General features: G+C 74.9%; 26 protein-coding genes. 17 read left to right on the top strand and 9 right to left on the bottom strand.

The window, feature by feature from the left end:
• Positions 1-879 (top strand): phosphatidylinositol-specific phospholipase C (locus tag LPA54_RS31135; RefSeq protein ID WP_228984078.1); only part of this gene is annotated, 879 nt, incomplete at its 5' end.
• A 60-nt stretch (positions 880-939) separates the two neighbouring features.
• Here LPA54_RS31135 and LPA54_RS31140 read toward each other — a convergent pair.
• The 5 genes from LPA54_RS31140 to LPA54_RS31160 all read right to left on the bottom strand — a co-directional run bounded on the left by LPA54_RS31140 (position 940) and on the right by LPA54_RS31160 (position 6284).
• Positions 940-2394, bottom strand: a complete 1455-nt coding sequence (locus LPA54_RS31140; protein WP_228984080.1) for a cell wall metabolism sensor histidine kinase WalK — start codon at positions 2392-2394, stop codon at positions 940-942.
• Entirely contained in the window at positions 2391-3116 is a 726-nt protein-coding gene (locus tag LPA54_RS31145; RefSeq protein ID WP_228984082.1) for a response regulator transcription factor, read from the bottom strand. The genes LPA54_RS31140 and LPA54_RS31145 overlap by 4 nt, the downstream gene beginning before the upstream one ends.
• A 20-nt stretch (positions 3117-3136) precedes the next feature.
• Positions 3137-4243 (bottom strand): S1C family serine protease, encoded by a 1107-nt coding sequence (locus tag LPA54_RS31150; protein WP_228984084.1) that lies wholly within the window; start codon positions 4241-4243, stop codon positions 3137-3139.
• Positions 4244-4424: 181 nt separating this feature from the next.
• Positions 4425-5453 carry a LacI family DNA-binding transcriptional regulator gene (locus LPA54_RS31155; RefSeq protein ID WP_228984086.1) on the bottom strand — a complete coding sequence of 343 codons (1029 nt, stop codon included), beginning with the start codon at positions 5451-5453 and terminating at the stop codon, positions 4425-4427.
• Between the two features lie 24 nt (positions 5454-5477).
• On the bottom strand, positions 5478-6284 hold the full coding sequence (locus LPA54_RS31160; protein WP_228984087.1) for a response regulator transcription factor: 807 nt from the start codon (positions 6282-6284) through the stop codon (positions 5478-5480).
• Positions 6285-6590: 306 nt separating this feature from the next.
• On the opposite strand from LPA54_RS31160, the gene LPA54_RS31165 reads away from it, so the two are divergent.
• The 8 genes from LPA54_RS31165 (at position 6591) to LPA54_RS31195 (ending at position 12416) form a co-directional block, all read left to right on the top strand.
• On the top strand, positions 6591-7499 hold the full coding sequence (locus LPA54_RS31165; RefSeq protein ID WP_228984089.1) for an alpha/beta hydrolase: 909 nt from the start codon (positions 6591-6593) through the stop codon (positions 7497-7499).
• 86 nt (positions 7500-7585) lie between these two features.
• The gene (locus LPA54_RS31170) at positions 7586-7840 is read left to right on the top strand and encodes a MoaD/ThiS family protein (RefSeq protein WP_058943015.1); all 255 of its coding nucleotides are present in this window, start codon (positions 7586-7588) and stop codon (positions 7838-7840) included.
• Between the two features lie 10 nt (positions 7841-7850).
• Entirely contained in the window at positions 7851-9317 is a 1467-nt protein-coding gene (locus LPA54_RS31175) for a hypothetical protein (RefSeq protein ID WP_228984091.1), read from the top strand.
• A 218-nt stretch (positions 9318-9535) separates the two neighbouring features.
• On the top strand, positions 9536-10225 hold the full coding sequence (locus LPA54_RS31180; protein WP_228984093.1) for a DUF2993 domain-containing protein: 690 nt from the start codon (positions 9536-9538) through the stop codon (positions 10223-10225).
• Between the two features lie 323 nt (positions 10226-10548).
• The gene (locus tag LPA54_RS43050) at positions 10549-10632 is read left to right on the top strand and encodes a putative leader peptide (RefSeq protein ID WP_368857873.1); all 84 of its coding nucleotides are present in this window, start codon (positions 10549-10551) and stop codon (positions 10630-10632) included.
• Between the two features lie 152 nt (positions 10633-10784).
• Positions 10785-11630 (top strand): sulfurtransferase, encoded by an 846-nt coding sequence (locus tag LPA54_RS31185; RefSeq protein WP_228984094.1) that lies wholly within the window; start codon positions 10785-10787, stop codon positions 11628-11630.
• Between the two features lie 37 nt (positions 11631-11667).
• Positions 11668-11955: a DUF1416 domain-containing protein gene (locus LPA54_RS31190; protein ID WP_228984095.1), complete on the top strand. Its 288-nt coding sequence runs from the start codon at positions 11668-11670 to the stop codon at positions 11953-11955.
• A 95-nt stretch (positions 11956-12050) separates the two neighbouring features.
• Complete coding sequence (locus LPA54_RS31195) at positions 12051-12416, top strand: DUF3099 domain-containing protein (RefSeq protein WP_228984096.1); 366 nt, start codon at positions 12051-12053, stop codon at positions 12414-12416.
• 26 nt (positions 12417-12442) lie between these two features.
• On the opposite strand, the gene LPA54_RS31200 is transcribed toward LPA54_RS31195, so the two are convergent.
• A complete protein-coding gene (locus tag LPA54_RS31200; protein WP_228984097.1) occupies positions 12443-12805 on the bottom strand; it encodes a DsrE family protein in 363 nt (120 codons plus the stop codon).
• A 180-nt stretch (positions 12806-12985) separates the two neighbouring features.
• Between LPA54_RS31200 and LPA54_RS31205 the strand changes: the two genes are divergently transcribed.
• The 6 genes from LPA54_RS31205 (at position 12986) to LPA54_RS31230 (ending at position 17858) form a co-directional block, all read left to right on the top strand.
• Positions 12986-13780, top strand: coding sequence for a hypothetical protein (locus tag LPA54_RS31205; RefSeq protein ID WP_228984099.1), 795 nt, complete (start codon positions 12986-12988; stop codon positions 13778-13780).
• On the top strand, positions 13777-14541 hold the full coding sequence (locus LPA54_RS31210) for a hypothetical protein (protein ID WP_228984100.1): 765 nt from the start codon (positions 13777-13779) through the stop codon (positions 14539-14541). The genes LPA54_RS31205 and LPA54_RS31210 overlap by 4 nt, the downstream gene beginning before the upstream one ends.
• Complete coding sequence (locus LPA54_RS31215; protein WP_228984101.1) at positions 14538-15398, top strand: hypothetical protein; 861 nt, start codon at positions 14538-14540, stop codon at positions 15396-15398. Before LPA54_RS31210 ends, LPA54_RS31215 begins: the two co-directional genes overlap by 4 nt.
• A 306-nt stretch (positions 15399-15704) precedes the next feature.
• A complete protein-coding gene (locus LPA54_RS31220) occupies positions 15705-16277 on the top strand; it encodes an FABP family protein (RefSeq protein ID WP_228984102.1) in 573 nt (190 codons plus the stop codon).
• Between the two features lie 38 nt (positions 16278-16315).
• A complete protein-coding gene (locus LPA54_RS31225; RefSeq protein WP_228984103.1) occupies positions 16316-16867 on the top strand; it encodes a Fur family transcriptional regulator in 552 nt (183 codons plus the stop codon).
• 10 nt (positions 16868-16877) lie between these two features.
• Positions 16878-17858, top strand: a complete 981-nt coding sequence (locus LPA54_RS31230; RefSeq protein ID WP_228984104.1) for a folate-binding protein YgfZ — start codon at positions 16878-16880, stop codon at positions 17856-17858.
• A gap of 54 nt (positions 17859-17912) precedes the next feature.
• Here the strand turns inward: LPA54_RS31230 and dtd are convergent, their stop codons facing one another.
• Positions 17913-18338 carry a D-aminoacyl-tRNA deacylase gene (gene dtd, locus LPA54_RS31235; protein WP_228984106.1) on the bottom strand — a complete coding sequence of 142 codons (426 nt, stop codon included), beginning with the start codon at positions 18336-18338 and terminating at the stop codon, positions 17913-17915.
• A gap of 115 nt (positions 18339-18453) precedes the next feature.
• Between dtd and LPA54_RS31240 the strand changes: the two genes are divergently transcribed.
• Positions 18454-19116, top strand: a complete 663-nt coding sequence (locus LPA54_RS31240) for an ABC transporter substrate-binding protein (protein WP_228984107.1) — start codon at positions 18454-18456, stop codon at positions 19114-19116.
• Between the two features lie 218 nt (positions 19117-19334).
• Complete coding sequence (locus LPA54_RS31245) at positions 19335-20597, top strand: GNAT family N-acetyltransferase (RefSeq protein WP_228984109.1); 1263 nt, start codon at positions 19335-19337, stop codon at positions 20595-20597.
• 3 nt (positions 20598-20600) lie between these two features.
• Here LPA54_RS31245 and LPA54_RS31250 read toward each other — a convergent pair whose 3' ends face one another.
• Together LPA54_RS31250 and LPA54_RS31255 are read right to left on the bottom strand one after the other, a co-directional pair.
• Entirely contained in the window at positions 20601-21359 is a 759-nt protein-coding gene (locus LPA54_RS31250; protein ID WP_228984112.1) for an ABC transporter permease, read from the bottom strand.
• Positions 21352-22341 (bottom strand): ABC transporter ATP-binding protein, encoded by a 990-nt coding sequence (locus LPA54_RS31255; RefSeq protein ID WP_228984114.1) that lies wholly within the window; start codon positions 22339-22341, stop codon positions 21352-21354. Before LPA54_RS31255 ends, LPA54_RS31250 begins: the two co-directional genes overlap by 8 nt.
• Positions 22342-22387 lie beyond the last annotated feature (46 nt).

Genomic DNA, 22387 nt, shown 5'->3' on the forward strand with positions numbered 1-22387 from the left:
ACCCCCGCCCCCACCCGCCACCCCACCGGCCCCCCCCCCGCAACCGGGACCGGGACCGGGACCGGGCCCACCGCGGCCGGCGCCCGGACCCGTACCCGCGCGGCGCCCGGCCTCCGGGACTGGATGGGCGGCCACGCCGACGCCACCCCGCTGCGCGCCCTCACCATCCCCGGCACGCACAACTCCGCCGCGCCCGCCGGCGGGCCCTGGGTGGCCTGCCAGAACACCACCGTCACCCAGCAGCTCGGCGCCGGCATCCGCTACCTCGACATCCGCTGCCGCGTCACCGGCGACTCCTTCGCCATCCACCACGGCGCGTACTACCAGGACCTCATGTTCGGCGACGTCCTCGCCGCCTGCCGCGACTTCCTCGCCGCCCATCCCTCCGAGACCGTCCTCATGCGCGTCAAGCAGGAGTACTCCGAGGAGGGGGACGCCGTCTTCCGCCAGGTCTTCGACCGCTACCTCGACGCGAAGGGCTGGCGGCCGCTCTTCCGCATCGGCGCCGGCCTCCCGCCTCTCGGCGAGGCCCGCGGCCGGGTCGTCCTCCTCGCCGACAACGGCGGCCTGCCCGGCGTCCGCTGGGGCGACGCGGCCCTCTTCGACGTCCAGGACGACTACATGGCCGAGCCGACCGCCAAGTACCCGAAGATCGAGGCGCACTTCCGCAAGGCCGTCCAGCAGCCCGGCCGGCTCCACGTCAACCACGTCTCCACCGCCGCGCTGCTCCCGCCCCGCTGGAACGCCGACCGGCTCAACCCGCGCGTCCACGCCCTCCTGGAGGGCACCGGCGCCGGCTGGCGCGGGCTCGGCATCGTCCCGATGGACTTCCCCAATACCCGTGGCGGCCTCGTCGAGTCCCTGCTGCGGCACAACTGACCGGGGCGCCGCGGTGGGCGCGACGGGCCCGGACCGTCCGCCGCGCCACGACGCCCCCGGTCACCGTCCCGGCGCGGTAGGCCCCGTGGCGGACGGCGGTGGCGTCGGCGCGCCCGGGAGCCGGATCTCCGCGCGCGCACCGCCGCCCTCCGCGCGGGTCAGGGCGACCTCGCCGCCCGCCTGCCGTACGGTGCGGGCCACGATCGACAGGCCCAGCCCCGAGCCGGGCAGGGAGCGGGCCGACGGGGAGCGCCAGAACCGCTCGAAGACGTGCGGCAGCTCCTCCGGCGGGATGCCCGGCCCGTGGTCCCGCACGGTCAGCACCCCGTCGACGAGCCGCACCGCCACCTCGCCGCCCGGCGGGGAGAACTTCACGGCGTTGTCCAGGACGTTGACCAGCGCCCGCTCCAGCGCGGCCGGCTCGGCCCGTACGTACCAGGGGCGTACGTCGTGGGTGAAGGCCAGCTCGGGGCCGCGCAGCCGGGCCCGCCCGAGCGCCGCCTCCAGCGCCTCGTGCAGGGCGACCACCTCCAGGCGGCCCGCGGCCGCCGCGTCCGGCCGGGCCAGCTCCTGCAGGTCGCCGATGAGCGCCGCCAACTCCGTCATCTGCGCCTTCACCGACGCCATCAGCGCCCGCCGGTCCTCGGCCGGGATCGCCCGGCCCGTCTCGTCGCTGCGAGCCAGCAGCTCGACGTTGGTCCGCAGCGACGTCAGCGGCGTGCGCAGCTCGTGCCCCGCGTCCGCGATCAGCTGCGCCTGCCGGTCGCGGGAGGAGGCCAGCGCGGTCGTCATGGCGTTGAACGACCGCGACAGCCGGGCGATCTCGTCCTCGCCCTCGACGGGGATCCGCACCGTCAGGTCCTCGGTCCGCGCCACGTGCTCGACCGCGCCCGTCAGCCGGTCCACCGGCTTCAGCCCGGCCCGCGCCACCCACAGCCCGGCCGCCCCCGCGCCCACGACGCCGATCCCGGCGAGCGCGGTCAGCAGCAGCGCCAGGCGCCCGAGCGCCGCGTCGACCTCCGTCAGCGGACGGGCCAGGGACACCGCGACCGTGACCCGCTGCCCCGTCCCCGGCAGGGTGACGACCTCCCGCACCGTGTGCACCCGCACCGTCTGCCCGTCGTCGGTGCGCGAGGTGTGCAGCGCCTCGGGCGCCCCGCCCCGCGCGACGGCGAGGTCCTGCGCCGCCACCACGACGGGCTGCGAGTACCGCGCCACGCACCGCTCGCCGTCCGCCCCCACGAGCTGCGTGTACGCGAACCCGGGCCGGTCCCGCGCGGACGGCTCGGCCGCCACCCCGACCCGGCACGCGACGAGCGCCTCCGCCAACTGCTCCTGCGGCGCGCGGGTGTTCTCCAGCGACCGGTCCAGCTCCTCCAACAGCTGCGTCCGCGTCAGCAGCCACGCCGCCACCGACACCGCCGCCACCGCCACGGCGACCGCCAGCGCGGTCAGCAGGGCCAGCCGCGAGCGGAGCGGCAGCGCGCGGAAGCGGCGTACGGGGCCACCCGTCACTCGTGGCCCCCCTCGCGCAGCACGTAGCCGACCCCGCGCACGGTGTGCACGAGCCGGGGCTCGCCGCCGGCCTCGGTCTTGCGCCGCAGGTACATGACGTACACGTCCAGGGAGTTGGACGTCGGTTCGAAGTCGAAGCCCCAGACGGCCTTGAGGATCTGCTCGCGGGTGAGGACCTGGCGCGGGTGGGCGAGGAACATCTCCAGCAGCGTGAACTCGGTCCGCGTCAGCTCCACCGGGCGCGGCCCGCGGGTGACCTCCCGGGTGGCGGGGTCCATCCGCAGGTCGGCGAAGCACAGCACGTCCCCGCGGTCCTCGTCCGCGCCGCCGCCGGCCGCGTACGCGGAGCGGCGCAGCAGGGCGCGGATGCGGGCGAAGAGCTCGTCCAGCTCGAACGGCTTGACCAGGTAGTCGTCGGCGCCCGCGTCGAGGCCGGTGACCCGGTCGCCGACGGCGTCCCGCGCGGTCAGCATGAGGATCGGCACCGTCGACCCGGACGCCCGGATGCGGCGGGCGGCGGTCAGCCCGTCCATGCGGGGCATCTGCACGTCGAGGACGACGAGGTCCGGCGCGTACGCCCCGATCCGCTCCAGGGCGTCGACGCCGTCGACGGCGACCTCCGTGCCGTACCCCTCGAAGGCGAGGCTGCGGCGCAGCGCCTCGCGGACGGCGGGCTCGTCGTCGACGACGAGGATGCGGTCGGGCTCGGCGGTGGTGTTCATGGCCTCAGCGTCGCACGGGGTCAGCCGCCCCCGCGGAGGGCGTCCAGGTCGGCCTTGACGGTGTCGACGGGGATCGCAAACCCGAGACCGACGCTGCCGACGCTGCCGGCGCCCGCGCCGCCGGCGGCGCTGGGCGCGTACATGGCGGAGTTGATGCCGATCACCTCGCCGCGCATGTTGATCAGCGCGCCGCCGGAGTTGCCGGGGTTGAGGGAGGCGTCGGTCTGGATCGCCTTGTACGTGGTCTTCGACGTGCCGGTGTCGCCGTTGAACCGCTGCCCGCCGAACTCGAACGGCCACCCCCCGCCGGCGTCGTGCCGCTGCCCGCCCCGCTCGCCGCCGCCAGTGCCGCCGTCGTCCTTGGCGACGGTCACGTCCCGGTCGAGGGCGGAGACGATGCCGCTGGTGACGGTGCCCGTGAGGCCCTCGGGGGAGCCGATGGCGACGACCTGCTCGCCGACCCGGACGGAGCCGGAGTCGCCGAGTACGGCCGGCTTGAGGCCCTTGGCGCCGCGCAGCTTCAGCAGCGCGAGGTCCTTGTCGGGGTCGGTGCCGAGGACGTCGGCGGTGAGGGTGCGCCCGTCACCGAGCCGGACGGTGACCTCGGAGGCGCCGGAGATGACGTGGTTGTTGGTGACGACCTCCCCGTCGGCCGTGATGACGACCCCGGAGCCGGTGGACGAGCCGGCCGACCCGGCGGCCCGGATCTCGACGATGCTGGGCGACACGGCCCGCGCGACGCCCGCGACGGTGCCGGCGTCCGACTGGGAGACGGCCGTGCCGGCCACGGCGGTGGAGCCACCGTCGGCCGCGTCGCCGCCCACGAGGTCCTGGGCGAGCGCCCCCGCCCCGCCACCGACGGCGGCGGCCACGATCGCCACGGCGGCGATCAGGCCCACCGGCCGCGGGGCGCGGCGGCGGCGCGGCCCCGGCCCGTCGCCGGCCGGCGGGCTCGGTTCGTACGGGGGCGGCGGGGGGACCGGGGCGTGCGGCCCGGCGTACTGCCCGGGCCCGTCGTGACCCCGTCCGTCGTGGTCCTGTCCGTCGTGGCCCTGCTGGTGGCCGAGGTGGTGACCGTGGTGGTGACCCTGCGGGTGGCCGTCGCTGCGGCGGTCGTGGTCCGTCATGGGTACGACTGTGTCCCCGGCAGATGAGAGCCGCCTGAGGACGCCGTGAGAGTCGGGGAAGAAGACGGGCAAGCACCGCCGGGACCCGGGAGCCCGGGAGCCCCGGGAGCCCCGACGGCGCGGGGCGGGCGCCGTCCCGGCGGGGCGGGGCGGGCGCCCGCGGCGGGCCGCGCGGGGCGGGTCAGGTGTCGTCGCAGCCGCAGCTGCGGCGGACCACCAGCGCGGAGGGGAACTGCTTCACGCGCTCCCGCCGCGACCCCGCGACGCGCAGCCCGTCGTCCAGGACCAGGTCCACCGCCGCGCGCGCCATGGCCGGCCGGTCGGACGAGATCGTGGTGAGGGGCGGGTCGGTCAGCGCGGCCTCCTTGACGTCGTCGAAGCCCGCCACCGCCAGGTCGCGCGGCACGTCCAGCCGCAGCTCCCGCGCCGCGCGCAGCACGCCGATCGCCTGGTCGTCCGTGGAGCAGAAGATCGCCGGCGGCCGGTCGGGGCCCGCCAGCAGCTTCAGGGCCACCTGGTACGCGTCGTAGCGGTTGTACGGGGCCTGGAAGAGGCGGCCCTCGACCGAGCGGCCGGCCTCCAGCATGGCGCGGCGCCACCCCTCCTCGTGGTCGGCCACCGGGTCGCCGACGGCGGGCGTCGACTCGACGCCGCCGAGGCAGGCGACGTACGCGTGGCCGTGCTCCAGCAGGTGGCGGGTGGCGAGCTGCGCGCCGCCGATGTCGTCGGTGACGACCGCGACGTCGTCGAGGGCCTCCGGCCGCTCGTGCAGCAGCACGACGCGCGCGTCCCACGCCTCGATCTCCTGGGCGGCCCGCTCGCTCATGCCCTGGCTGACGAGGATGAGCCCGGCCACCCGCATGCCGAGGAAGGCCCGCAGGTAGTGGATCTCCCGCTCGTCGCGGTAGTCGGAGTTGCCGACGAGGACCATCTTGCCGCGGTCGGCGGCGGCCCGCTCGACCGCGTGCGCCATCTCCGCGAAGAACGGCTGCCGGGCGTCGGGGACGATCATGCCTATGAGGTCCGTGCGCCGCGAGGCCATGGCCTGCGCGACGCGGTCGGGCCGGTAGCCCAGCTCCTTGATGGCGGCGAGGACACGCTCGCGCGTGGCCGGGGCGACCGGCCGGGGTCCGTTGTTGATGACGTAGCTCACGACCGCGGTGGAAGTACCCGCCAGTCGCGCCACGTCGTCCCGCGTCACCTTGGCCACGCGCGGCAGTCTACGCGGGGTGACCTAGCTCCGGGCAGGTCGTACGGCAGCTTCCGCGACCGGCTCGGTGTCCGCCATCCGGATGACCTCGGGCGCCGCCCGTTCGGCGCCGTCCCCGGCGCGCCCACCGGCCCGCGCCTCCTCCGCCGCGCGCTCCACCTTCTCGGGCGCGACGAACCGGTAGCCGACGTTGCGGACGGTGCCGATCAGGGACTCGTGCTCGGGGCCCAGCTTGGCGCGCAGCCGCCGGACGTGGACGTCGACCGTCCGCGTGCCGCCGAAGTAGTCGTACCCCCAGACCTCCTGGAGGAGCTGGGCGCGGGTGAAGACCCGGCCCGGGTGCTGCGCGAGGTACTTGAGCAGCTCGAACTCCTTGAAGGTCAGGTCCAGGACCCGGCCCTTCAGCTTCGCGCTGTACGTGGCCTCGTCGACCGACAGGTCGCCGTTGCGGATCTCCATCGGGGAGTCGTCGGCCGAGATCTGGCGGCGGCCCGTCGCCAGCCGCAGCCGCGCCTCGACCTCCGCGGGCCCCGCGGTGTCCAGCAGGACGTCGTCGACGCCCCAGTCCGCGGTGACGGCGGCGAGGCCGCCCTCCGTGACCACCAGGAGCAGCGGGCAACCGGGCCCGGTGGAGCGCAGGAGCTGGCACAGCGACCGCACCTGCGGCAGGTCGCGGCGGCCGTCGACGAGGATCACGTCGGCTCCGGGGGTGTCCACCAGGGCGGGGCCCTCGGCGGGCGCCACCCGCACGTTGTGCAGCAGCAGGCCGAGTGCCGGAAGCACCTCGGTCGACGGCTGCAGGGCGTTCGTCAGGAGCAGCAGGGAACTCATCGGGTCCGGCCCCCAAGCGCTCGGCCGCGCCCGGGCCCTCGGCCGGGCTCACGCAGGGGGGGTCCCCATGCCCGGGTCGTCGTCGTCCTGCTCGTCGTCGTCCGGTCGTGCACGGTCAGCTCGCCCATAACGTCGGTTCCTCCTCGGTCCGTGCGAGGACGTTTGCGGCACTGCTTCGTACGGCTTCGTACGCCGGCTCCCGCGCCCCTGAGAGCCTTCGTTCACCCGCCCGTAACACCGGCGGGAAAACACAAAAGGATCCGGGGGCTGCTTCGCCCGGATCCTCTGCCAGCCAGAATAGCCCACATGAGCTCCGGAACAGAGGGCGCGTTCCACAGTGTGGATGTCTCCTCGCTCACTCGCCGCCCTCTGGGTGAAACCTTGCGTATGTCTTTGCGGACTCCTGACGGAGTGCGCCTGGAGGCCCGCCACGACCCGTGCGCGGCCGGACGCACGGACACCGCGGTGGTCGTCGCGCACGGTTTCACCGGCTCCGTGGACCGGCCCGCGGTGCGCCGCGCTGCCGCGTCGCTGGCCCGCCACGCGGGGGTCGTGACCTTCTCCTTCCGGGGCCACGGCCGCTCCGGCGGGCGTTCCACGGTCGGCGACCGGGAGGTGCTCGATGTCGCGGCGGCCGTGGAGTGGGCGCGGGCGGCCGGCTACGCGCGCGTGGCGACGGTCGGCTTCTCCATGGGCGGCTCCGTGGTGCTCCGGCACGCCGCCCTGTACGGGCCGCGGCACGGGGGGCGTGCGGAGGCGCGGACGGATGCCGTCGCCGCCGTGAGCGCCCCCGCGCGCTGGTACTACCGGGGGACCGCCCCCATGCGCCGGGTGCACTGGCTGATCACCCGCCCCGCCGGGCGGCTGGTCGGCCGGTACGGGCTGCGCACCCGCATCCACGACCGCGACTGGGATCCGGTACCGCTCCCGCCGGTCGGGGCGGTGCCGCTGATCGCGCCGACGCCGCTGCTGGTGGTGCACGGCGACCGGGACCCGTACTTCCCCGTCGACCACCCGCTCGCGCTGGCCGCGGCGGCGGACGGCGCGGCGGAGCTGTGGCTGGAGGCGGGCATGGGGCACGCCGAGAACGCGGCCGGCGACGCGCTGCTGGACCGGATCGGGCGGTGGCTGACGTCGGCGGCGGCCCGGACGGGGGCGACGGGGGCCGCGGGGACGACCCGGTCGACCGGGGCGACCGGGGCGGCCGGGGCCTGAGCGGCCCTGGGGAGGCGGGGGCCGGGGGCCGGTGGGGCCGCCTCGCGCGTGGCCCATCATGGAAGCCTGACGAAAGGAGCCCTCCTATGGCAGCGGGAACCATCCGCTACTGGGCCGCGGCCAAGTCCGCCGCCGGGACCGCCGAGGAACCGTACGCCGCGGAGACCCTCGCGGAGGCGCTGGACGCCGCCCGGGAACGGCACCCCGGGGAGCTGGTGCGGGTGTTGCAGAGGTGCTCGTTCCTGGTGGACGGGGACCCCGTGGGCAAGCGCGGCCATGAGACGGTACGGCTGGCCGAGGGCGGCACGGTCGAGGTGCTCCCGCCGTTCGCAGGAGGGTGACCCGCACACCATGAGCAGCAGCGACCAGCAGTACCCGCACCACCCGCACCGGCACCCCGACCCGGAGGTCGCCCAGACCTGGCAGGGCCAGACCTGGGACACCCACTACCAGCCGGCCGTCCGGCCCGACGGCACCCCGCCGCCGCAGCAGCACCACCCCGACCACCGGCAGGCGCCGCAGGACCAGGCGTCCCGGCAGTACCAGGCGCCGTCCGCGTACCAGCAGCCGCAGCAGGCCGCCGACGCGACGGCGTACCTGCCGCGGCAGGGGTCCGGCGCGTACCCGCTGCCGCCGCAGGCCCCGGCGTCGTCGGCGACCACCGGGTACGACGCGCCGACGGCGTACCTCCCGCCGGTCACCGACGGCCCCGAGCCGTACGGCCGGGCAGCGCAGCCGCCGGCGCAGCAACAGCAGCAACAACAGCAGCAGCCGCAGGGGTACGGGCAGGAGCGGTACGGGCACGCGCCGGCGGAGGCGTACGACGCGGAGCCCTCGCACGCCGCCGCCCCGCGTACGACGCGCGCCCGTCACGCCGCGCCCGCCGCGCCCGACCCGTACACCGCGCACGCCCCGTACGCGCAGGAGCCGATGGCCCCGGCCGCTCCCGCCCCGACCCCCGCCCCGGCCCCGGCCGACGCGGGTCCCGAGGCGGGCGCGTCCGGCGGTGCCCCGGTCGACGCTCCCGGGTACAGCTCCCCCACCACCCTGGGCAACGCGCGCGTCACCGACGCCCAGCGGGCCCGCGCGGAGGGCCGCTCGCCGATCATCGACCCGGGCATCCAGCCCGCCGGGCTCACCGCGCTGCTGTGCCTGCTCCTCGCCGGCGGCGCCGCCCTCGGCCCGTACGCGGCGCTGGTCCCGCTGGTCCTGCTCCAGGCGGTCACCGCGGCGGGCTGGTTCCGGCTCAACGGCATGTGGCCGGCCCGGCAGGGCATCGCGCTCGCCTTCCTCGGCGGTGTCGTCGCGGACGCCGCGCTGCTCACCGCGGGCCGCGAGCACGGCCCCGCCGCGATCCTCGGCACCCTCGGCGTCTGGGTCCTGCTGGTCCTCGTGCTCCAGCTGCGCAGCCACGCGGCCGCCGAGGAGCGCATGTACGGGCTGATGGCGACGGTCGTCTCCTCGGCGTTGGCCGTGGTGTGCGCGGGCTTCCTCGCCGCCGAGTCGGACGCGGTCGTCGTCGGCGCCCTCGCGGTCGCCGCCGCGACGGTGGCCCGGGCCCTGCCGCTGCCCGGCCCCGCCTCGCTGGTCGTCGCCCTGCTGGCGGGCGCCGGCGCCGGACTCGCCGCGGGCGCCGCGACCGGCGCCGGAGCGCAGGCCGCCGTCCTGGGCCTCGCCGCCGGAGCGTGCGCGGCGATCGGACTGCGGGTGGCGGCGTACGACTACCCGTCGCGGTTCGTGCACATGACGGCGGGCGTCGCCCTGCCCCTCGCGGTGGCCGCACCGGCCGTCTACCTGCTCGGCCGCACGCTGGTGTGACCCGCGCGCCGGGTGCGGGCCACCCGCACCCGGCGCGCACCGGCCCGCCCCGAGCCACCCGGACCTCTCCGTCCGGTGTGACCTGCCCGGTTTCCGGGCAGCCGCGCCTGTGGCGTGCGCGACGCCGACCCGTCCCGGGGAACCATCGGGTGACCCCGTACGTCGATCATTCACGTCGTCGGGGGCCGGGCACCAACAGGCGGGGGAGACACCGAGCCATGCGAGCACTGCGAAAACTCCTGATCATCGCCGTCGTCCTGGGCGGGCTCCTCGCCGTGGGCGACCGGCTGGCGGCCGGTGTGGCCGAGCGGGAGGCCGCCGGGAGGATTCAGGCCAATCAGGGCCTCGCGGCGGAGCCGGACGTCTCCGTCGGCGGCTTCCCCTTCCTCACCCAGCTCCTCGCCAAGGAGTTCGACCGGGTCGACGTGGCACTGACCGGCCTGGAGGTGACCGCCGGGGACCACCGGGTACGGGTCGGCGAGCTCCAGGCCGAGCTGCACGGCGTCCGCATGGAGAACGACTACGCCCGGGCCGTCGCCACCACGGCCACCGGCACCGCCCGCATCTCCTACGACGAGCTGCGCAAGACCACCGACAGCGACGTCACCCTCGCCTACGGCGGTGAGGGCAAGATCAAGATCACCGGCGGCGTCGAGGTGCTGGGGCAGAAGCTGACCCGCAGCGTGCTGTCCACCGTCAGCGTCGTGGACGGCGACACCCTGCGGATGCGCGCGGACGAGGTGCCCGGCGGCGGCATTCCCGGCATCGAGGAACTGGTCCGGCAGCGCACGGACTTCGACCGCCGGGTGAGCGGGTTCCCGGCCGGGCTCGCGATAGAGAAGGTCGAGGCGACGCCGGACGGGCTAGCCGTCACCGTCGGCGGCCGGAACGTCGTCGTGACGGGCTGACCACCCCTGCCGGGAACCGCCCCCACCCCCCTCTTCCCCGCCCCCTGGCACCCTCCCCGCCGCCGTCCCTCCCGTCCCCGCCGCGCGCTCTTCCGGCCTCTTCCCGGCCCCCGCTCCACCCCCCTCGCCGCTCCCTCCCCGCCCACCGTTCCCACATGGCGAGACGACTCCGTCCGCACCGCAGACCACCGGCGCGAACGGCTCCGCCGCGACCGGCCCCGGGGCCGCCGCGCGCTGGTCGCCGTCCCGACATGCGGATGATCCCGTCTCACGATGCGACACGCCGGTGACACGACCACCGGTCCGTCCCTACGATCGGTGCCATGACGAAGCGACAGGCGGACCTCACGAAGCGGCGGGCAGTAGACCTGTGCCGCGTCGCCGCCATGCTCTGTCGCACCGTCTGAGCGGGGCTCGCAGACCCCGCAAGTTTCGGCCCTTCCCGCTCGGGGGGCCTTCCCTGTGCCGTGGCCGCCCCGCACCCTCGTACGCGTAGAGCGCTCGGCGCGACCTTCCGCACCCGCATCCCGCCGCAGACTGCCCCGGAGGAGAACTCAGCATGAGCCGCAGCGACGTCCTGGTAGACGCAGACTGGGTCGAGGCCCACATCGACGACCCGAAGGTGGTCATCGTCGAGGTCGACGAGGACACGTCGGCGTACGACAAGAACCACATCAAGAACGCCGTCCGCATCGACTGGAAGCAGGACCTCCAGGACCCGGTGCGCCGCGACTTCGTCGACCAGGAGGGCTTCGAGAAGCTCCTCTCCGCGAAGGGCATCGCCAACGACGACACCGTCGTCCTCTACGGCGGCAACAACAACTGGTTCGCCTCCTACGCCTACTGGTACTTCAAGCTCTACGGCCACGAGAGCGTCAAGCTCCTCGACGGCGGCCGCAAGAAGTGGGAGCTCGACTCCCGCGACCTGGTCGACGGCTCCGAGGTCCCGAACCGCCCGGCCACCCAGTACAAGGCCAAGGCCCAGGACACCTCGATCCGCGCCTTCCGCGACGACGTCGTCGCCGCCATCGGCAGCCTCAACCTCGTCGACGTGCGCTCGCCCGACGAGTTCAGCGGCAAGCTGCTCGCCCCGGCGCACCTCCCGCAGGAGCAGTCGCAGCGCCCCGGCCACGTGCCGAGCGCCCGCAACATCCCCTGGTCGAAGAACGCCAACGACGACGGCACCTTCAAGTCCGACGACGAGCTGCGCGCGCTGTACGCCGACGAGCAGGTCGACCTGGCGAAGGACACCATCGCCTACTGCCGCATCGGCGAGCGCTCCGCCCTGACCTGGTTCGTCCTGCACGAGCTGCTCGACCAGGGGAACGTCAGGAACTACGACGGCTCCTGGACCGAGTACGGCAGCCTCGTCGGCGTGCCGATCGAGCTCGGCCCCGCCAAGTAACCCCGCCCCGACCTGCGACGCGAAGGACAGAAACGACATGTGTGGAGCACAGGCCGGCGGCCCCGACGCCTCTGCGATCAAGCCCGGTGAGACCACCATCCAGGGCCAGGTGACCCGCGACGGCGAGCCCGTGACCGGCTACGTCCGGCTGCTCGACTCGACCGGCGAGTTCACCGCCGAGGTCCCCACCTCCGCGACCGGCCAGTTCCGGTTCTACGCGGCGGAGGGCACCTGGACCGTCCGCGCCCTCGTGCCGGGCGGCACCGCGGACCGCAAGGTCGCCGTGGAGACCGGCGGCCTCGCCGAGGTGGCCATCGCCGTCTGACGCGCGGCACACCGAACGGCCGCGGGGCCGCACCTCCTGGGGGTTGGACGCTTTCCGGGACTTGAGGTGCGGCCCTGCGGTCTTACGCTGGAAGGGTGTACGCACGCCGCCGGCGCACCTACTTCGCGCTGATGGGCACCTGCCTGGCCCTCTTCGTCAGCGCGTGGTCCTTCGTACGCCTCTGGTCCACCGAGGCCGCCGTCGGCATGGCCTTCGCGGCCATGGTCCTGCCGCCGCTCGCCGCCATCGCGGCGAACCGCCGGGACCCGGACGACCACTGGTGGGACGAGCCGCCCCCGCCCTCCCGCCCCACCGCCGACCACCCGCACGGCGCGGACCTCCCGGACCCGCACCGTCCCGACCCGCACCGTCCCGACCCGGACCGGGCGGACCCGGGCGGGGACCCGGAGTCCGACGCCTGGTGGGCGGAGCTGGACGGCCGCAGCCGCCCCGAACCGTAGCCGGGACGCCCCGGCACACCGGCTGATCAGTAGACGAGGGCCTGGACCCCGTCCTCCATGATCTCGCTGAGGAACACCTGCGCGCCGGCGATCCGCACGCCCTCGATCAGGTCGCCCTCCGTGATCTCCCTGCGGGCCGCGCACTGCGTGCACAGCGTGATCCGGCCGGCCGCCTGCACCGACGCGAGCAGATCCGGCAGCGGCGCGGCGTGCGGCAGCTCGAACTCGGCCGCCCGCCCCGGCAGCGCGAACCACGAGGACTCGCCGGTCAACCACAGCGACACCTCGACCCCACTGGCCGCGGCGACGGCCGCCACGGTGAACGCCTGCGAACACCGCTCGGGCGCGTCGGCCCCGGCGGTCACCTTGATCACGAGCTTCTTCGCCATGTGCGGAACTGTAATGCGCCCGCGCACAACCCTGGTGCGGCTGCACGGGTCAGTGATGGGGACAGTTGGACGGAACGCACCTGAAAGGTCTGTGGGGGGACCCCTGTGGAAGACACGGAACGACAGCAACGGCCTCCGGTGCCGCTCGCTGCCGCCACACCGACACCACCTTCGCCTGCCTTGACCCCGGCCGGATCACCCGGACCGTCGGCAGACGCCGACCGAACCCCGGGGGCGGCCCTGCGGGCGGCCGGTCCCGCAGCACCCCGGCCCGCACGCCGCAAAGGCCGCACCGCGCTGCTGATCGCCGCGGCCGCGGTGCTCGGCACCGCGGGAGGCACGGCTGTCGGCTACCGGGTCCAGGCCGACCGCCCGCCCACGCCGCTCCCGCCCCTGAACCAGCCCGACCTCGCCTACCCGGCCGAACCCCTCCCGAGGGGCGAGCGACCGGCCCCGCCGAGCGCTGCCGAGGACAGCCGCGTCAAGACGGACGGCGACCTCCGCGCACTGCTGCTGCCGAAGCCGGCGGGCGCCCGGAACGTGGACGCGGGGTGGTTGCGTGACGGTTGGAGCGACACCACCACGCACGCCCGCGGACACGACTACCCGGCGGAGGCGTTCGAGCGGCTCGTCCAGGGCGATCTCCGCCGGATCGCCGGGGTCGCCTGGCAGCGGGCCGGGGGCGGAGAGACACACATCGAACTGATGCAGTTCCACTCGGGCGCCGCCGCTATGACGGAGGCGGAGCAGAAGCGGGAGGACATCCCCGGCGACGGTGCGCCCCTGCGGGGCAGCGGGAACGGGCGGTACCACGTGTACGGGCCCGATGAGCACGGCTCCGGCCCGGACGTCCGCGCGCGGGCGGTCGCGCAGCGCGGCGACATCGTCATCGACATCACCCTCCGGGGCGGCGGGCGGGCCGGTCCGGCGGAGATCCGCTCACTCGCCGAACGGCAACTGGAGCGCCTGTCGTGAACTCCTCGCTGACACGGGCGGTACTGCTCGCCCTGCTTGTCGCCGGCGCGGTGGGCGGCGCAGCCGCGTACTCCCTGGCAGCGGTCGCCGGCGCCGACCGGACGGCCCCCACGATCACGTGGGGACCGGTGACGACCGAACCGGGCCCCGACCCCGCCGCCGAGGCCTGGCGCGGCCGGACCTCCACACCACTGGCCCGTCTCTTGCTGCCCGTGCCCGACAGCTTCCGGCTCGGTCCCGACATCGACGAACACGGCAACGACGCCGAATTCGACGGGCGCCGGGCCACCGCGCTGCTGAAGGGAGAGGGGTGGGGCCCGCACAGCCCCCGACGGCACGAGGTCGACCGGTGGGCCGACGGGCTCGGTGCCCGCGGCGCGGCCATGCGGTCGTACGCCACCGAGTTCATGGTGCGCGGCGGCGTGTACACGCAGGACGTGGTCATGACCATCCGGATCTTCCGGCTGCCGGACGCCCCCCGTGCCCGCGAGGCGTACCTCTTCCGGACCGCCCTGGCAGAGCGCGCCGGGTTCGACGACGGCCCGGACGTCGAGGGCCACCGCAACGTCCGCTGCCACCTGGCGCCACCGCGCACCGGGCACGAGGGGGCGGGCGTAGCCGAGATGGAGTGCGCGGCGTACACGTCCGACCTCCTGGTGGGCGTGAGCGCGCAGGGGATGGAGCCCTTCGACGCCGTCGCCGTCGCAGACCTGGTAAAGGACCAGCTCGACCACATCACCGCAGCGGAGGAGCACGCGTGACCGACCAGCACCAGCACCAGGACCGGGAGCGGGGCCGGGAGGAGGGCAGAACCCTTGCGTCCACGGCCCCGGCTGTCACCGCGGCGGACGGTCGGTCCAGGGGGGATCGGCGGCTGCTGCGCGCCGCCGCGCGCTGGTCCGCGGCCCTGCTCGTGTTCGCCGGGGTCGGCACCGGCACCGCGTACGGCATCGCCGCCATGGACCGCGGCGACGTCCCCGGGCTCGCCACCGAGAGCGACGGCCGCTGGGACTACCCCCGACTCGTCCTGCCACCCCTCCCCGCAGACCGCCCGCGCCCCTTCACCAGGGGCAACCGGCACCACATCCACCACGCCGACCTGCGGCGGTTGCTGCTCCCGGCGCCTGCGGGATCCGAGGTGGAGGGCGGATTGGCGGGCGGGTGGGTGGACGAGAGCCAGTACGTCTCCCAGTACGCGCCGGAGCACCGACCCGCGCTCCGGCAGGCGCTGGCGGACTACGCCGTGCGGCACGTCGCCGCGCGCGGCTGGCGCATGCCGGATGGGACCACGTGCCGGATCTACCTCCTCCGCTTCTCCACCGCCGACCTGGCCACGGAGTTCTCCCAGGAGGAGATCGGCGCCGGACTGTCGCCGGACGCCGCCCTGACGGCTGCTCCCGAGACTTGGCTGGACGAGTCGTGGCAGTGGGACGACGTCGTCCCCCACATCACCCTGCATGTCTACGACGAACGCGGCTCCCGAGGCCCTGAGCACACCCGGCAGGCCTACATCCTGGCCGGCGACACCGTCGCCCTGGTCGTCCAGTCGCGGAAGGGCTCCGCCGCGGCCGTCCCCTTCCGGCAGACGGTCCTGCTGCAGGCCCAGCTGCTCGGCTGAGCCCGGCACCGGCCGGGCCCGGCCGCCCGCCGTGGGCCCGGCGCGTCCGCGGGGCCACGGACGCGCCACCGCGGTGGCCGGCCCACCTCACAGGGAGGGGGGCCGGTCCACCCATTAGGCTGGGACCCGGCCCTGTACCGCCCACCGCCACTGAGGAGCACCCCGTGCTTGAGGCTTTCTTCTCCGCCCTGCTGGTCCTGGTCTGCGTCGGCGTCCTCGCCTTCGCCGGGCTGACCGTGAAGAAGCTGTACCAGGGCCAGCGCTGACCACCCGCACCCCCACAGATCGCCAGAGCAGCCAGACACCATGATCCAGATCCCGTCCGACCTGCACCCGGACCTCGTCCCGCTCGCGTTCCTCCTCGGCACGTGGGAAGGCGCGGGCGTCTCCGACTTCCCCGGCTCCGAGAAGTGCAACTTCGGCCAGTCCGTGACCTTCTCCCACGACGGCCGTGACTTCATCGAGTACGTCTCCCACTCCTGGGTCCTGGACGCCGAGGGCAACAAGGTCCGCCCGCTGGAGAGCGAGAGCGGCTACTGGCGGATCGACGCGGGCCGCAAGGTCGAGGTCGTCATGGTCCGCGACCAGGGCATCGTCGAGGTGTGGTACGGCGAGCTCGCCGACAAGAAGCCGCAGATCGACATCGCCACCGACGCCGTCGCCCGCACCGCGGCCTCCGGCCCGTACAGCGGTGGCAAGCGGCTGTACGGCTACGTCAAGAGCGACCTGATGTGGGTCGGCGAGAAGGCCACCCCCGAGGTGCCGCTGCGCCCGTACATGTCGGCGCACCTGAAGAAGGTCGTCACGCCCGAGGAGGTCGAGGCCATGGCGAAGAGCCTGGGCGACCTGCCGGACGACGGCATCGCGTTCTTCAAGTAGGCCCGGCGACGCCGGTCGGTGCTCCTACACTGGAGCGCGTGGTGAGCACCGACTGGAAGAGCGACCTCCGTCAGCGCGGTTACCGGCTGACGCCGCAGCGCCAGCTCGTCCTGGAGGCGGTGGACGTGCTGGGCCACGCCACGCCCGACGACATCCTGACGCAGGTCCGCAAGACCGCGGCCGGTGTCAACGTCTCCACCGTCTACCGCACGCTGGAGCTCCTGGAGGAGCTGGGCCTGGTCAGCCACGCCCATCTCGGCCCCGGTGCCCCCACCTACCACCTCGCCGACCGCCACCACCACCTCCACCTCGTCTGCCGCGACTGCGACGACGTCATCGAGGCCGACGTGTCGGTGGCCGCCGAGTTCACCCGCAAGCTCCTCGACACCTTCGGGTTCGACACCGACATGAAGCACTTCGCGATCTACGGCCGGTGCCGAGGCTGTACGGAGAAGGCGGACGGGGCCGCGGCGGAGAAGGCGGAGAAGGCGGAGAAGGCAGAGGCGGAGAAGGCAGAGGCGGAGAAGGCGGAGGCCGCGGAGGCCGGGGCGCGGGAGTCTGCGGCTCGGGAGTCGAACAGCGGGTCGTAGGCTGGACGCCATGGAGCGACGTTCACCGACCAGCCCCCTGCTGTCCCTGCCCGGCGCCGTCCCCGCCGAGGGGCGGGACGAAGGTGTCGCCGCGCACTACGGCGACCCGTTCCGCGAGCAGCGCGCCCTCGTCGCCGGCCGCGGTCTCGTCGACCTCTCGCACCGGGGCGTCATCACCGTCAGCGGCGACGACCGGTTGAGCTGGTTGCACCTGCTCCTCACGCAGCACGTCAGCGAACTGCCGCCGGGCCGTGCCGCGGACGCGCTCATCCTCTCCGCCAACGGCCACATCGAGCACGCGCTGTACCTCGTCGACGACGGCACCACGGTCTGGGCGCACGTCGAGCCGGACACGCGCGAGGCGCTCCTCGCCTACCTGGAGTCGATGCGGTTCTTCTACCGCGTGGAGGTCGCCGACCGCACCGACGCGTACGCGGTGGTGCACCTGCCCGCCGGGTCGATCGCCCCGGTGCCCGACGGGGTCGCCGTACGCGAGACCCCGCACGGCCGCGACCTGTTCCTGCCGCGCGGCGACCTGGAGGCGTACGCCGGGGAGCACGGACCGCCGGCCGGGATGCTCGCGGCCGAGGCGCTGCGCGTCGAGGCGCACCGCCCGCGCCTCGGCCACGAGACGGACCACCGCACCATCCCGCACGAGATCGGACTCATCGGCTCGGCCGTCCACCTCCAGAAGGGCTGCTACCGGGGGCAGGAGACCGTCGCGCGCGTCCACAACCTGGGGAAGCCGCCGCGCCGCCTGGTCTTCCTGCACCTCGACGGCAGCGAGGTGCACCTCCCGGCGCACGGCACGCCCGTCCGGCTCGCCTCGGACGGACCCGAGGGGCGGCAGCTGGGCTTCGTCACGACGGCGGTCCGCCACTACGAGCTGGGTCCGATCGCCCTCGCCCTGGTCAAGCGGAACGTGCCCGTGGACGCGCCGCTCCTCGTGGGCAGCACGGCCGCCGCGCAGGAGCCGGTCGTCGAGCCGTAGGACGGTGGGCGGGGGCGGGAGGCCGCATGCCGCTCACGCCCCCACCCCGGTGGCTCAGACGTCGACGACCAGGGTGAACGGGCCGTGGTTCGTCAGCGAGACCCGCATCTCCGCGCCGAACCGGCCCGTCGCCACGGTCGCCCCCAGCTCCCGCAGCCGCGCCACCACCTCGTCCACCAGCGGCTCGGCCACCTCGCCGGGGGCCGCCGCGTTCCACGTGGGACGGCGGCCCTTGCGCGCGTCCCCGTAGAGGGTGAACTGCGAAATCACCAGCAAGGGTGCATTCACGTCGGAGCAGGACTTCTCGCCGTCCAGCATGCGGACGCTCCACAGCTTCCGCGCCAACTGCGCCGCCTTCTCCGGGGTGTCGTCGTGCGTGACACCGACGAGGACGCACAGCCCCTCACCGGTGACCTCGCCGACCGTCTCGCCCGCGACCTCGACCCTCGCCCCGTCCACCCTCTGTACCACTGCTCGCATACGCCCCAACTTACCGAGGGCCGAACGGGTGCAGAGCACCTGCACTTCCCATGCGGGAGTGGCACCATGCCTGTCAGGCGGTGCGGCTGACGCACCGGTCGAGGGGACGGAACACATGAGCACACCTGGCGCCGGGCAGACACCCGGCCCCGCACGCACCACCTGTGCCGGTTCGGGGTTCGACCGGTCCCGCCCGCCGATACAGCGCACCCCCGCCGAACCGCCCACCGCCGGGACGACACGGGCCGTCGGCGCCCTCGCCGCCCTGGACGCCGTCCCGCACCCCGAGTACGCCCGCGCGCTCGACCTGCGGGCGCTGCGGCTGGAGGAAGTACGCGCGCTGCGCCGCGACTCGCACACCGACGAGGCCGACCTCAGCTACGTGCGGCGGCTGCTGCAGGGGCGCGTCGACATCCTCCGCGCCGAACTGGCGAGCCGGGCCGCGCCGGAGGTGCCGGTGGTGCACCGGCTGCCGGAGATCCTCGCCGACGCCCCGTCACGGCGCCGGCCCAACTCCGCCCGGCACCTGACGCTGTCCACGCCGCGCGGCGAGGAGTACCGGCTGCTGGCCGCGGAGATGCTCGCCGAGGTCGAGCTGTCGGACCTCGACGCCCGCACCGACGAGGAGCTGCGCGCGGCCATGGCACGGCTCGCCCGGTACGAGCAGGAGGTCTCGCGGCGCCGGCACGAACTCCAGCGCACGGCCGACGAGTGCAGCGCCGAGATCGCCCGCCGCTACCGCGACGGCGAGGCCCAGGTCGACGATCTGCTGTGCTGACGCCGGTCGGGCGGCGGGAACGGGCGGGTGGCGAGGCAGCCGGGCGGGTGTGAGGCCGCCGGCTGGTTCCGACGCGGCGGCGCCCCGTTTCCCGGTGTGGCCCGGTGGCCCGGTGGCCCGGCGGGCCGGCTCCCGGTCGTCCGTGCCCGTTCCTCCCGGGCTCTTCCGCGGCGGGAAACCGGATGCGTCGGCGTCGTCCCGCTGTCTAGCGTGGCGCCATGACCTCCGACGCCGCCCCCGTCGTCCGCACCCTCACCGAGGACGACTTCCCCGACTGGCTCCGCGCCCTGCACACCGGCTTCCTGCGACCGCCCACCCCCTCCGCCGAGGAGGTCGCGATCCGGCTTCCGCACCAGGACTTCACGCGCACGCGCGGGGCGTTCGACCCCGGCACCGGGCGGTGCGTGGCCACGTTCCGGTCCTTCGCGCAGGAGGTGACGGCGGTCGGTGGCGCGGCGGTCCCGGCGAGCGCCGTGTCGGCCGTGACGGTGTCGCCGACGCACCGGCGCCGCGGCCTGCTGGGGCGGATGATGCGCGCCGAGCTGGAGGAGTCGCGGGAGCGGGGGGACGTCCTGTCGACCCTCATCGCCGCCGAGTACCCCATCTACGGCCGGTTCGGCTTCGGCCCCGCCTCCTGGCTCACGCAGTGGCGCGTCGACCTGCGCCGCGCGGGCCTCGACCCGCGCTGGTCCGGGCCGGGGGACGGCGGGCGCATCGACCTCGTCGACGGCGCGACCGTCCGCAAGCTCGGCCCGGAGCTGTACGACCGCGTCCGCGCCGTGCGGCACGGCATGGTCAGCCGCACCGCGCGCGACTGGCAGCGGCGCACCGGCGAGGACGTGCCGCCGAGCGACCGGTGGACGGAGCCGTTCCACGCGACGTACCGCTCCGCGTCCGGCGAGTTGGAGGGGTACGTGACCTACGCCGCCGACGAGACCTGGGACGACGGCAAGCAGCCGATGAACACCGCCACCGTGCGCGACCTGGTCGCCCTGACGCCGGCGGCCGAGCGCGCCCTGTGGCGGTATGTCTGCGCGATCGACTGGGTGACGCTCCTCGACAGCGGCCACCGCGCCCCCGACGACCTGCTGCCGCTGCTGCTGCCGGACCCGCGCGCCGCCCGCGTCGTCACCCACGCGGACATGCTGTGGGTGCGCGTCCTCGACGTCGTACCGGCCCTTCAGGCGCGTACGTACGGGGCGGAGGGTTCGCTGGTGCTCGACGTGCGGGACGCGGCCGGCCTGGCCGGGGGCCGCTTCCTGCTGGACGCCTCGCCGGACGGTGCCTCCTGCGCGCCGACCACCGCGCGCGCCGACCTGGTCCTGGACGTCGCCGACCTGGGCGTCCTGTACCTGGGTGACGAGTCGGTGACGCGGCTCGCGGCGCTGGGGCGGGTGGAGGAGGCGACGGCGGGCGCGGCCGTCCGGGCGGACGCCCTGTTCCGGGCGTCCCGCCGTGCCTGGTGCCCCGACATCTTCTGAGCGTCAGCGGGTGCGGGAGCGGAACAGGGCCGCCGCCAGTGCCGGAGCCAGGAGCAGCAGGCCGGCGCACCAGGCGAGCGCGGCCCAGTACGCGTCGCCGACGGGCTGGTCGAGGAGGAGGCCGCGCACCGACTCGATGACCGGCGTGACCGGCTGGTGCTCGGCGAAGCCGTGCAGCCAGCCCGGCATGGTGTCGATCGGGACGAAGGCGCTGCTCGGGTAGGGCAGGAACATCATGAGGAAGGTGAAGCCGCCCGCCGCCTCCGGTGTGCGCGCCAGCAGCCCCGCCGCCGCCGACAGCCACGACACCGCCAGGACGAAGGCGAACAGCAGCCCCAGGGCGGCGGCCCAGGCGGCGGGTCCGGCGGTCGGCCGGAAGCCGATCAGGTACGCGACGCCGATGACGAGGGCCGTCGACAGGACGTTGCGGGCGACGCTCGCGCCGACGTGCCCGGCGAGGATCGCGGTCGGGGCCACGTCGAGCGACCGGAACCGGTCGACGATGCCCGCCCGCATGTCCTCGCTGACGCGCACGGCGGTGGTGGAGGCGCCGAACCCGGCGCACAGCAGCAGCACGCCGGGGACGACGTAGGTGACGTACGAGGTGGGCGTCCCGGTGTCGATGGCGCCGCCGAAGAAGTAGACGAAGATCAGCATCAGCATCACCGGCAGCACCATGGCGGTGAGGAGCGCGTCGGGGTTGCGGCGGTTCTGGCGGATGCCGCGGGCGACGAGGGTGAGGGCCGCGGTGGCGTCAGACACGGGTGCTCTCCTGGGTGGCGGTGGCGGTGGCGGTGGTGTTGACGGTGCCGGTGGCGGCGGCGGTGCCGGTGCCGGTCAGGGTCAGGAACACGTCGTCGAGCGTGGCGCTGTGGACGGTGAAGCGGACGATGTCGGACCGGTGCGGGTCGAGCGTGTCGAGCAGCGCCCGCACGTGCCCGGCCGTGCCGTCGGTGGCGATGCCGAGGGTGAGCGCCTCCGGGGTGCGGCGCGCGGCGTGCGGGGCGAGCCGCGCGTAGGCGGCCTCGTCCGCGGCGACGACGTCCAGGCGGTGGCCGGCGACCCGCGCTTTGAGGGCCCGCGCGCTGCCCTCGGCGACGACGCGGCCCCCGTGCAGCACGGCGATGGTGTCCGCCGACCGGTCGGCCTCCTCCAGGTACTGGGTGGTGAGGAGGACCGCCGCCCCGCGCGCGGACAGGTCCCGCACCACCTGCCACAGCTCCTGGCGGCTGCGCGGGTCCAGGCCCGTCGTCGGCTCGTCGAGGAAGACGACGTCCGGTTCGCCGACCAGTCCGGCGGCGAGGTCCAGGCGGCGGCGCATGCCGCCGGAGTAGGTGCGGGCGGCGCGGTCGGCGGCGTCGGTCAGCCCGAAGCGGTCGAGCAACTCGGTGGCGCGGCGGCGGGCGTCCCGGCGGGACAGGCCGGAGAGCCGGGCCATCATGCGGAGGTTCTCCGTCCCGGTCTGGTCCTCGTCCACGGCCGCGAACTGCCCGGTGAGGCTGATCGCCCGCCGTACGCGGGAGCGGTCGGCGACCACGTCGTACCCGGCGACGCGGACCCGGCCGCCGTCCGGGGCGGTGAGCGTGGCGAGGACGCGGACGGTGGTCGTCTTGCCGGCGCCGTTGGGGCCGAGGAGTGCGAAGACGGTGCCGCGCGGGACGCGGAGGTCCAGGCCGTCGAGGACCGGGACGTTCCGGTAGGACTTGCGCAGGCCGGTGACCTCGACGGCGGTGGTTTCGGGCATGGTGAACCCCCTTATTGCGTATGGCATACGCGTTACTGCGTAAGGG

The organism is Streptomyces sp. DH12 (genome assembly GCF_020873895.1).
Classification (GTDB): domain Bacteria; phylum Actinomycetota; class Actinomycetes; order Streptomycetales; family Streptomycetaceae; genus Streptomyces.